This is a genomic window from Serratia sp. NPDC078593 (assembly GCF_050268245.1).
Taxonomy (GTDB): Bacteria; Pseudomonadota; Gammaproteobacteria; order Enterobacterales; family Enterobacteriaceae; genus JBNNGK01.
Genome location: NZ_JBNNGK010000003.1, coordinates 342,136 through 353,355 on the forward strand (window position 1 = coordinate 342,136; position 11,220 = coordinate 353,355).

An 11,220-nucleotide genomic window follows, 5' to 3' on the forward strand; every position below is an offset into this window, starting at 1 on the left:
GGTCATCATCTGGCCGACACTTATCCCGACGCGGTCGCGCAAATAGTGGGCGCTGTGGAAATGGCGGCCGCCAAAGAACCGGCTCCAATCATCACCGCCACCCGCCTGGCAACGCGGGGTGATGGTGAAAAAACCTTTGGCTGGCGGACGGCGGCTTATGCGTCAGCACCACAGCAAGAAGCCCCGGCCACTGCCTCAGCGGCGACGGACGGGCCGCAAGAGCCGGAAGCGATAGCGGTTATCGGCATGAGCGGCCGCTTCCCCCAGTCGCGCAATCTAGATGAGTTCTGGCGAAAACTGGAAGCGAATCAGGATTTGATCAGCACGGTTCCGGCCGATCGTTGGAACTGGCGGGAATATTATGGAAACCCGCATGAAACGCCCGGAAAAACCAACGTGACTTGCGGCGGGTTCATGCAGGATGTCGATTGTTTCGACCCGCTGTTTTTTGGCATTTCTCCACGGGAAGCCCAGTCATTGGACCCGCAGTTCAGGATTTTCCTAGAAACGGTCTGGGCGACGATTGAGGATGCAGGCTATCGCGCCAGTGACTTATCGGGCAGCAACACCGGGGTGTTTGTCGGGGTATCGACCTCCGAATACAAAGACGCCTGGCTGAAGTATTCCCACGATAAGTTCGGCATCGGCGATCCCCCTTGGCTTTCTCACTTCGCGCTGGCCAACCGTGTGTCTTACATACTGAACCTCCATGGCCCGAGCGAACCCGTTGATACCGCCTGTTCCAGTTCACTGGTCGCCATTCACCGGGCGATAGAAGCGATGCGCGCCGGCAGCTGCGATATGGCCCTGGTCGGCGGCGCCAACATTATCGTCAATCCGGGGATCACCATCACCGCCGGAGAAGCGGGGATCCTTAGCGAAGACGGCCGTTGCAAAACCTTTGATATCAGCGCAGACGGCTATGGCCGTGGCGAAGGCGTCGGAGCCATTCTGCTCAAACCTCTGCGCCAGGCGATTGCCGATGGCGATCGCATTCACGGCCTGATCCGCGGCAGCGCCGAGAATCACGGCGGTAAAGCAACGTCGCCCACCGCGCCGAACCCGGTTGCGCAGCAGGCGCTGTTGACCCAGGCCTATCGCCGCAGCGGCATCGATCCGGCGAGGGTGGGGTATATCGAGACCCATGGCACGGGAACCCGGCTGGGCGATCCGATTGAGATCAATGGGTTGAAAAAAGCGTTCGCCGCCTTGTACCAAGAGCGAGGGCAATCCATGCCGAGCGACGCGGGTTGTGGGCTCGGATCGGTAAAAACCAATATCGGCCACCTGGAAGCCGCCGCCGGCATTTCTGGCGTCCTGAAAGTGTTATTGATGTTCCGTCACCAGAAAATGCCTGGCAACGTTCATTTGCAGACGGCGAATCCGTATTTGGATCTTGCCGATAGTCCGTTCTACCTGGTGCGGGAAACGCAGCCATGGCCGGCGATGCAAGACGCCGGTGGCAGGCCGCTGCCGAGAATAGCCGGCGTCAGCAGTTTTGGCATCGGCGGGGCGAATGCGCACATCGTTCTCGAAGAGTACGTGGCGGAACCGGCCGGCAGCGTTATTGCCTCCTCAACGAGGCCGGCGGCGATTGTCTTGTCAGCAAAAAAAACCGCTCGCCTGGAGGTAGTCGTACAAGGTTTGGCCACCTACCTGGATTCTGCGGCCTTTGCCGAGCAGCAGCCGAGCCTGGCGGATATCGCTTATACCCTGCAAGTGGGGCGCGAAGGCATGGATGAACGACTGGCCTTCGTCGCCGACTCCGTGCCGGCCTTGCAAGACACATTGTCCCGCTACCTTGCCGACGCCAAATCGGCGCCGGGCATCTATTGCGGCAATGCGAAAGCGGGCAATGGCGCCTTATTGGCTGCGGCTGATGAAGACCTTCAGGCCTGGTGCCGACAAGGCGAGTACGACAAGTTACTGGCGGCCTGGGTGCAGGGCGCCGTCGTTGACTGGAAAGCGCTGTATTCCGCGGCAACGCCACCCCGCAAGATCGGCTTGCCGACTTACCCGTTCGCACGGGATCGTTTCTGGTTGAAAGAGAAAGCCACCGCGGCCGGCGAGAACGGAGAGGCGACGGCGCCAGTCATCCCATCCCAACCTTATCGTTTGCACCCGCTGGTACACCGCAATACCTCCGATCTGACCGCGCTCAGCTTTACCTCCTGGTTTGATGGCAGCGAGTTTTTCCTGTCAGACCATGTAGTGATGGGGAAACGGCTTTTGCCTGGCGTCGCCTATTTGGAAATGGCGCGCGCCGCCGTTGAACAGACGGTGGGGCATGAGCGGCGTCTGCAGTTGACTCAGATCGTCTGGATTCGCCCTTACATCGCTGCTGGCGAAAACGGCCTTTCCCCTATGACGGTAAAATTGCTGCCGCAATCGCCGACGGTGATTCGGTTCGAAATTTGTTCTCAGATGGCGGATGGCCAAACCCAGACGCATTGCCAGGGAAAAGCGATCGTTGCGGACTCGTTTGCGACTAGCGAAACCCTGCTCGATCTGTCGGTTGCGCTGACCGAGCACCAGGAAGGTACGCTGGAGAAAGCCGAATGTTACCGGGCTTTCCATCAGTTGGGGATCGAATACGGCGCCGGACATCAGGGCATTGAACGGCTGCATATCGCCAGCGGGCGCGTGCTTGCGCAACTGGCGCTGCCCGCCCCCCTCAACGATACGCTGGGCGAGTATGTTCTGCATCCCAGCCTGATGGATTCTGCATTACAGGCGACGCTGGGGTTGTCCCAGGATCATCGGCTGGGTTTGCCGTTTGAACTGGAGTCACTGGAGATCCTGCACCACTGCACGTCCAGAATGTGGGCCCGCATTGCGTATGAGCATGGTGCCGAGCCTGCGCTACGGGCGAAAGTGCAGAAACTGACCGTTGAGCTATACGACGATGCCGGGCGGCTCTGTGTTCATTTTCGGGGATTCAGCGCCCGCGCGCTTGAACCCGCCACGCCGCCCGGCAATGGCACGCTGTTGCTGGTGCCGACGTGGTCGCGTAAACAGGTCCGGAGCGATGTCGTTGCTCCGCAGGCGTACACCCACCGTCAAACACTCTTCTGCGGCGAACCTTCCGTCGCGAAAGCCATGGGGCTGACGGATGACCTGATTTTCCCGGCGCTGGACCGTGAAGAGCATATCGCCCTGGACTTTCAGCAGCAGGCGCTGGCCTTATTTGGCCGGGTAAAATCCCTGTTGGATGGGCGGCCCAGGCAGCCGATGCTGTTGCAAGTGGCGGTTGCCGGGGCGCTGCCCGCGCCGTTTTCCGCCGCGCTCTGCGGGGTGTTAAAAACGGCGCGTTTAGAGAATGGCCAGTTTATTGGCCAACTGATTGAGCTGGAGGCGACGGCACGCGCCGATGAGATTAACGACAGGCTGCGGGAAAGCAGCCTCGTGCCGGAAGATATTCACATACGCTACGGCCGGGAGGGGCGCCAGGTTTTATCCTGGCGGGAAGTGCGCTCACTCACCGGAAGCTCCGCCGTGCCTTCAGCGTCAGGGGCAGCCCGCATGCCGTGGAAAGAGCGGGGCGTTTATCTGATTACCGGCGGTGCGGGCGGGTTGGGGCTTATTTTTGCCACAGAGATTGCCCGCCAAACCCGCGGAGCCAGGCTGATCCTCACCGGACGAACACCGATGAACGATCGGATCCAGGCCGCCGTCAGCCAGTTGAACGCGCTGGGCGCTCAGGTTGACTACTGCCGGCTTGACGTCTGCGATCGCTCAGGGGTTGAGGCGTTAACCGCCAGCACCATAGCGAAATACGGCGTCATCAACGGCGTGCTGCATTGCGCCGGCGTGCTGCGCGATAGCTACATCCTGAAAAAGTCGCCGGAGGATTTTCTGGCCGTACTCGCACCTAAAGTGCGAGGGACGGTGAACCTGGATCTGGCCCTGGCGCGGCATCCGCTGGATTTCTTTATTCTCTTTTCCTCGACCGCGGCCGCCTTGGGCAATCCAGGGCAGGCTGATTATGTTACGGCGAACGGTTTCATGGATGCTTACGCTCACTACCGCCAGCGGCAGGTGGCGGCTAAGGCGCGGATGGGCAGAAGTCTGACAATCAACTGGCCGCTGTGGAAAGAAGGCGGCATGGTGGTTGATGACGCATCTGAAACCCTGATGTACCAGAATACGGGCATGATCGCGATGTCTGCGGATGTCGGCCTGCAGGCTTTCTATCAGGCGCTTGAGCGGGAAGAAAACCAAGTGCTGGTGATCGCCGGCGACATTGAAAAGTTGCGCCTGACATTGGCCAAGGGTAATGAACAGCACCGCGGTGAGCCGGCTGCAGGCTGCGGGCAGAATGCGGCGGCGCAGATTGACAAAACGGGGCTGGAAGAGGCGGTGCAACAGCTGTTGATCCGCGAAGTCTCCGTATTGCTTGAGGTGGCGGCGACTGAGATCGATCTGGACCTCGAATTGACGGAGCTGGGCCTCGATTCCATTCTGACAACCGGGTTCGCCAACACGCTGAATCAGCGGTATCAGCTCGACCTGCTGCCAACCCTGTTCTTCGAGTATCCAACGATTGCGGCGCTGAGCGGTTATCTGACGGCAACCTATCAGACCGCATTCGCAGCAAGGTTTACCGCGTTCTCCCAGCCGGAAACCGGGGAGCAACACCTGGTTGAACGGGCTGCGCCGGCGCCTCGGATAGCCGAAGAGGCATCTGCCCAGGCGGTGGATATACCGGCGTTGCATGAAGCGGTTCAGTCGCTTCTGATGCAGGAAATCTCAGCGTTGTTGCATGTGGACGCCGCTGACATCGATAACGATATTGAGCTAAGCGAGCTGGGCTTCGACTCCATACTGACGACCAGTTTTGCCAATAAATTGAACCGGCAATATACGCTGGAACTGCTGCCGACCGTGTTTTTCGAGTACCCGACCGTTGCGGGATTAACGCATTATCTGGCCGAACGCTATCGGGCGCGTTTTAGCCGACTGTTTGCCGCGCAAGTGATGGCGCAAGCCCCGCAAAGCGATGAGGCGCCGGCGCATGATGCCTCAGCCGAGCGAGCGCCCCAGCCGAAACCGTCCGCCTCACCCGCCGTTCACGACCGGCACGACGCGCAGGAAGCGATCGCCATTGTGGGGATGAGCGGCAGTTTCCCTATGGCGCCGGATCTGGACGCCTACTGGGAAAATCTATTGCAGGGGAAAGATTGCATCAGCGAGGTGCCGCCAGAGCGTTGGAATTGGCGGGATTCCCTGCAGGCTGTACACAGCGCTGAAAATCGCGACAGTATTCGCTGGGGAGGATTCATTCAGGATATGGCGGAATTCGATCCGCTCTTTTTCGGTATCTCCCCCCGAGAGGCCGAACTGATGGATCCGCAACAGCGGCTGTTGATGACCCATGCCTGGAAAGTGATTGAAGAGGCAGGTTACTCGGCTGCTTCCTTGGCCGGCAGTACGCTGGGCATTTATGTCGGTACGGGAAACACCGGTTATGCGGGTCTGATCGTCGATGCGAAACTTCCGGCGGAAGGTTTCACCGCAACGGGGATTGTGCCTTCGGTTGGCCCGAATCGCATGAGCTATTTCCTCAATGTGCATGGGCCGAGCGAGCCGATTGAAACGGCGTGTTCCTCTTCACTCATCGCCATTCATCGCGGTGTTTCAGCCCTGCGTCATGAAGGCTGCGATATGGTGATCGTAGGCGGCATTAATACATTGGTCACGCCGGATACGTTCGTCAGTTTCTGCAAAGCGGGCATGCTCGCCGCCGATGGCCGTTGTAAAACATTCTCCAGCCAGGCTGATGGTTATGTGCGCGGCGAGGGCGCGGGCATGCTGTTGCTGAAGCGTTTATCGGCGGCCGAAGCGGACGGCGATCATATTTATGGCGTCATCCGCGGCAGCGCGCAAAATCACGGCGGGCGCGCCAGTTCCTTGACCGCGCCGAATCCAAAAGCGCAGGCGGCCCTGTTGGCCAGCGCCTACCGCGATGCCGGCATCGACCCCAGGACGGTCGGCTACATTGAGGCGCACGGGACGGGCACAAAACTCGGCGATCCGATTGAGATCAATAGCCTGAAAGCCGCGTTTCACGATATGCAGGCTCTCTATCCGGGCGAGAAATATCCTGAGGCGGAGTGCGGCGTCGGGTCGGTGAAAACCAACATCGGGCATTTGGAGATGGCGGCAGGTATTGCCGGCGTCATCAAAGTGTTGCTGCAGCTGAAACACCAGACGTTGGTGAAGAGCCTGCACTGTGAAGAACTGAATCCCTATATCGATTTCACGAACACGCCATTCTATGTCGTGCAAGAGAATCGCCCCTGGCGCGCATTGCGAAACGCGCAGGGTGACGCGTTGCCGCGCCGGGCCGGCGTCAGTTCTTTTGGCTTCGGCGGCGCCAATGCGCATATCGTGATCGAGGAATATCGCGGCAATCGGTCGGTACTGCCGGCGCCGCAATCGCGCTATGTGATCCCGTTGTCAGCCAGGGATGATGTTCGCTTGCGTGACGTAGCCCAGAACCTCCGGCGATATCTGGATGCTAAACGGGAAAACCCTGAGCTGACGCTAATGAATCTGGCCTATACGCTGCAAGTCGGGCGGGACGCCATGACGGCGCGGCTGGGCTGGATCGTGCAGTCCCTCGACGAACTGAGGGCAAAGCTGGACGACTTTTTGCAGGGTAACGAGGAACCCGGCGAGATCTACCGCGGCCAGCGCAGCAGCCACAATGCTCTGGTGGCGCAATTCTCGGCCGATGAAGAACTGCGCGAAGCCATCGCGAAATGGGTGGCGCGCGGTAAATACGCCAGGCTGCTGAGCCTTTGGTGCCAGGGGCTGGAGCTTGATTGGTCGGGCTTATATCAAGGACTGCAGCCGCTTCGCCTGAGCCTGCCGACCTATCCCTTTGACCGCCATGCTTTCTGGCTTCCCGCCGCTCAAGGACAAGAACGCGCCGTTCCCCACGTCTTGGCGCATGACGCTCACCGCCAGTCGGAAAAAACAGGCGGCATACCGTCGCCATCCCTGGCGGACGGCCCGCCGCAGAAGGCCGAGGTGCGCTTTGATCTTGAGGTTTACCTGACCGCGCTGATCGGCCGGCAGCTCAAAGTGGCCGAAGCGGCGATCGGCCCGGATACCGCTTTGGAGGAGTTGGGCATGGATTCGGTCGTGTCCATCGCGCTGTTAAATGACATCCGCGAAACGTTCCCGCAAGTCTCCCGCTCGCTGTTTATGGAATACCACACCGTCGGTGAAATTCAGCTGTATCTGCGCAGCCATTTCAGCGAACGGCTAGCCATGCTGAGTAACCCAGGGCCGTTGTCAGAAGCGGAGCCAGAGCCTAAACAGGAAGAAAGCAAAATTCGCACGGAGGAGGTGCGGGCGCAAAATATCAGCATCATCGGCATGGCGGGGATCTTCCCGCAGGCCAAGGATATCGCTGCATTTTGGGATAACCTGCGCGCTGGCCGAGCGGCGCATTCCACGCTGAGTGACAAGCGCAGACGCCTGATGGCCCTGGATGAAGAAGAGGTCGGCAGCAGCAGAATCGGTGCCTATCTGGAGGGGGTCGAGTATTTCGATCGCAAACTGTTCAAGGTTTCTCACAAGGACGCACAAAAACTGGATCCCCAGATCCGAAAATTGCTTGAAGTCATTTGGCAATCCATCACGGACGCCGGCTATACCCTGAGCCAGTTCCGTGAGAAACGGACCGGGCTTTTTGTCGCGACCCGCGGGCATTCAGGCTATCAGGATATTCAGGCAAAAGTGGATCCGCAGCAGGCGGCTCAATGGCGTTTCCAGGCGGAGCAGATCTCCGCTTACGCCAACCGCATTTCAAACATTCTGAACCTGTCAGGGCTCAGCGAGATTGTGGAAACCGGATGCGCCAGCTTTTTGGTTGCGATCAGGCACGCCATGAGCGCCATCAGAGAGGGGCGTTGCCAGCAGGCGATTGTCGCCACCGCGGAACTGGGTCTTTCGCCCTTCGCGCAGAACCGCACCGACGATCAGGCGCTGTACAGCTCTCATCCGGTAACGAAAAGCTTCGCCAGTGATTCTGACGGTTATGTGAAAAGCGAAGTGGTCGGCGCCATTATCCTGAAAGCGGAGGGCGATGCCTTGGCGCAGGGCGATGCCATTTACGTCAATGTCAAAGGCGTCGGCGTCAGCCACGGCGGCAAAGCCCCGTTGAAATGGTACAGCCCCAATATTGAGGGGCAAAAAGCGGCCATCGTCGCCGCCTTCGCGGAGACCAGGCTCGATCCGGCGACCATCTCCTATATCGAGCCCGAGGCCAACGGCTCCCAGTTGGGCGACGCGGCGGAGCTGATCGCCATCCAGGCGGTCTATGGCCCCCATTTGCAGGCCAAGCAGACGCCTTCAACCCAGGCGGCGCCTATCGCCATTGGTTCACTCAAACCCTTGACCGGGCACGCCGAAACGGCATCGACGTTCCCTGTCCTGGTGAAAATGGTGCTGTCCATGCACCACCGCCAACTGGCGAAAATTGCGGGGCTCGGCGCGCTGAACGAAGGGATCACTCTGACCGATGGTTTTAAATTGCTCGATGAAGATCGTCCCTGGCAGAAACGAGGGCCTCACCCACGACGCGGCGCCATCCATTCCATGAGCATTGGCGGCGTGAACGCCCATTTGCTGCTTGAAGACTATGAAACGGAACACCACGCCGAGTGGTCCCCGACCGAGCGGCCGTTCATTTTCCTGTTTTCTGAGGCGGATGAGGCCGGATTGGACCTGCTGGTGAGCGATTACCTGCGCTTTCTGCCGCGTGCGTTGGCAAACCTCTCTGCGCGCGACGCGGCACAGGAGCCTACGCCAGAAAAGCTGCGGGCGCACGAGTCGCTCTATTTGGAACGGCTCGAATATACCCTGCAACAGGGCAGAGAGCATCGAGACGTGAGACTGGCGGTCAGCGCCGACAGCATTGCGCAACTGCAAGAGAAGTTGCAGCGCTGGCTGTCGCATACGGGCCATCAGGATGGCATTTACGACAGTCGCGAGACGTCATCCATAAAAGAGAAGGCGTTGTCTTCCTTGAGCGACGGCGTGCGACAAGCCTTGTTGAAATGGCTGGCGGGGGATGCCGTGGAGTGGGCCAAACTGCGGCAGGACGAAGGGTGGCGAGACGGACTGCGCAAGCTTCATTTGCCCGTCAACCCACTGCGGAAGCTGTTCTGCTGGCATGAGGGGTTCCACGATAGCGACGTCGCTGACGGACATCATGCAGTGCCGACAAACGCGGAACAGCGTTCTGTCGTGGAGTAAGGGTGCAATTGTACCGTTGTTTTTTTATTCAAATAGGGGTGTGCAATGAATGAATTAGACGAAGCCTTGTCGGGCTACCTTGTTACGCAGGCTGCGAAAGTACTGAAGTGCAGCCCGGACATTATCGAGTGGGAAAGTGATATTGATGAATATGGGTTTGAGTCGATGGAGGTCAACCAATATTGCGTCGATCTGAATAAATTTTTCTCTATCAAACTGACGCCGGTTGTATTCCTGGAAGTCAATTCATTGCAAGGGTTGAGTGAGTATCTGAAAAAACATCACTTCAATCGTCTTGAAATGACCTTTTTATGAACATGAGTCTCGGAGGAAACTGTTATGGAAAAGTATGACATTCAAAGTGAAACGCAACGCAAAGCCTTCGACCTGATGCCACACTTCTTTCTCGATCAGGAGGAACAGGCGAATTTCCACTTTATGATGCATATGCGGTTGCTGTTGAACGCGCCTGAGTTTATGGCTACCTTCGAACGCGACCTGTTTGAGAAGAAATTGGCCGACCTCCAGGCGAAATGTCCGGATCTGGCCAACATGGATTGTGCCGATACGTTCATTAAAATGAAGTCCTACGATTTCTCAAATATGGATCGGAATACATTCCAGTGCATGATCAATGACGCAAGTAATCCGCCGATTATTGCCAAGGGTTTTCTCAACGACACGAAAGCCGTTCAACAATGGTCCCATGAATACCTGATTGAGCACTACAAAGACACTGAGATTATCGCGGTGGGTTATGATGAAAAAGAAACCAGCCTAAAAAAACTCAAGCTGGAAAAAATACTGCGTTCTCAATTGGACAAGGATTCAAAGGTCAGTTACTACATCAACAACTCTGCGGAAATATTTAACGACTATCCGGATTTAATCGATGAAGTGGGGGCTGAGAAAATACTTGATCTGTTTCATGGTCATTCTGCAAATAGTTTCAGTCAGTTATTTGTCGGCAATCTTCGCACCTGGGGAACTAACTGGCATCAGGGGAATGATATTTCCTGCGCTCTGATGATAAGCGGGGTAAAACGGTGGTACTTCGTCGATCCGCGGCTAGGGTATATCTTGCGTCCCTTCTTTGATGGCGCCAATGGCATGTCAGCCAAGATGGATGCTCGCCTGGATATGAGCTTCCATAAAATCCATAGCCCGCTTTATGCGTACGCGCCCAAATTTTATGTCGACCTGGAGCCCGGCGATGTCATCTTCTTCACGAAATACTGGCCGCATGCGGTTATCAACACGACACCGCTGCAGATCATGGCCAATATGCGAATGACGGAAGTGAATCTGGATACCATGACCAAAGGCAAAGATGTCCCGACGCTGATGCCGGTATACGATAACATTCTGAACTCCGATCCATCCTTCATCAAATTCAAGTTTGATATCTTTAATAATTTGGGGGAAAAATCCAAAACCATCGGCGATGAGAACTATTTCTCTGCCTATACTTCGACCAGCGATGTTCTGACCAATGGGGATAAACAATGAGCGAGTACCTGATAAATTCCGGCGAGTTCAACATGATTGTTTGTCCGGCAGACAAAGCCTATTACATCCTTAATGAAGATCGGGCTTCGACGCAGACGCTTCAGGAGTTTCTGGACGGTGATAACGTGCAGTACCACCGGCTTAAGCCCCTGTGGTTTAAATATCGCGCCGATGAATCCTGGCAGGATCTCGATAAAAAAGAATACCGACTGGGTAAAGAACTTTCCGAGGCGGAGCTGATCGACCGTTTTGTCTTGAAGGCATTTAACTTTGGCAGTTTGGTCGCCGTTCGTGACAGCCAAACGGGCGCCGTCAAGATATTTAAACGGGACAAGTTAAAAATGTCCGTCCGTTAGTAACCGATTCGCCTGAATAAAATTGATGCACGCCTTCTTTTGATTTCGCCCGGTTGTACTAGACTCATGGGGGGCGTGCGGCAGC

4 protein-coding genes (1 of these 4 only partly in view) are annotated in these 11,220 nt (G+C 57.1%); all 4 read left to right on the plus strand.

Going from position 1 to position 11,220, the window contains the following annotated elements:
* Tightly spaced (at most 45 nt apart), the 4 genes in view from ACQKDS_RS05600 to ACQKDS_RS05615 form a layout consistent with a single transcriptional unit that may run on beyond the window.
* Nucleotides 1-9,270, plus strand: the 3' portion of a protein-coding gene (locus ACQKDS_RS05600) for an SDR family NAD(P)-dependent oxidoreductase (protein WP_399666286.1). 10,572 nt of this gene lie to the left of the window's left edge; the window shows 9,270 of its 19,842 coding nt (coding positions 10,573-19,842); the start codon falls outside the window, past its left edge; the stop codon is at nt 9,268-9,270.
* Between the two features lie 45 nt (nt 9,271-9,315).
* A complete protein-coding gene (locus ACQKDS_RS05605) occupies nt 9,316-9,585 on the plus strand; it encodes an acyl carrier protein (protein ID WP_041416949.1) in 270 nt (89 codons plus the stop codon).
* A 24-nt stretch (nt 9,586-9,609) separates the two neighbouring features.
* Nucleotides 9,610-10,779 (plus strand): cupin-like domain-containing protein, encoded by a 1,170-nt coding sequence (locus ACQKDS_RS05610; RefSeq protein ID WP_399666283.1) that lies wholly within the window; start codon nt 9,610-9,612, stop codon nt 10,777-10,779.
* Entirely contained in the window at nt 10,776-11,135 is a 360-nt protein-coding gene (locus ACQKDS_RS05615) for a hypothetical protein (protein WP_399666280.1), read from the plus strand. The genes ACQKDS_RS05610 and ACQKDS_RS05615 overlap by 4 nt, the downstream gene beginning before the upstream one ends.
* Nucleotides 11,136-11,220: the final 85 nt, after the last annotated feature.

Excerpts from the sequence above, each read along its gene's own strand:
- ACQKDS_RS05605 (WP_041416949.1), top strand. The coding sequence starts at position 9,316 with ATGAATGAATTAGACGAAGCCTTGTCGGGCTACCTTGTTACGCAGGCT.
- ACQKDS_RS05610 (WP_399666283.1), top strand. The coding sequence starts at position 9,610 with ATGGAAAAGTATGACATTCAAAGTGAAACGCAACGCAAAGCCTTCGAC.
- ACQKDS_RS05615 (WP_399666280.1), top strand. The coding sequence starts at position 10,776 with ATGAGCGAGTACCTGATAAATTCCGGCGAGTTCAACATGATTGTTTGT.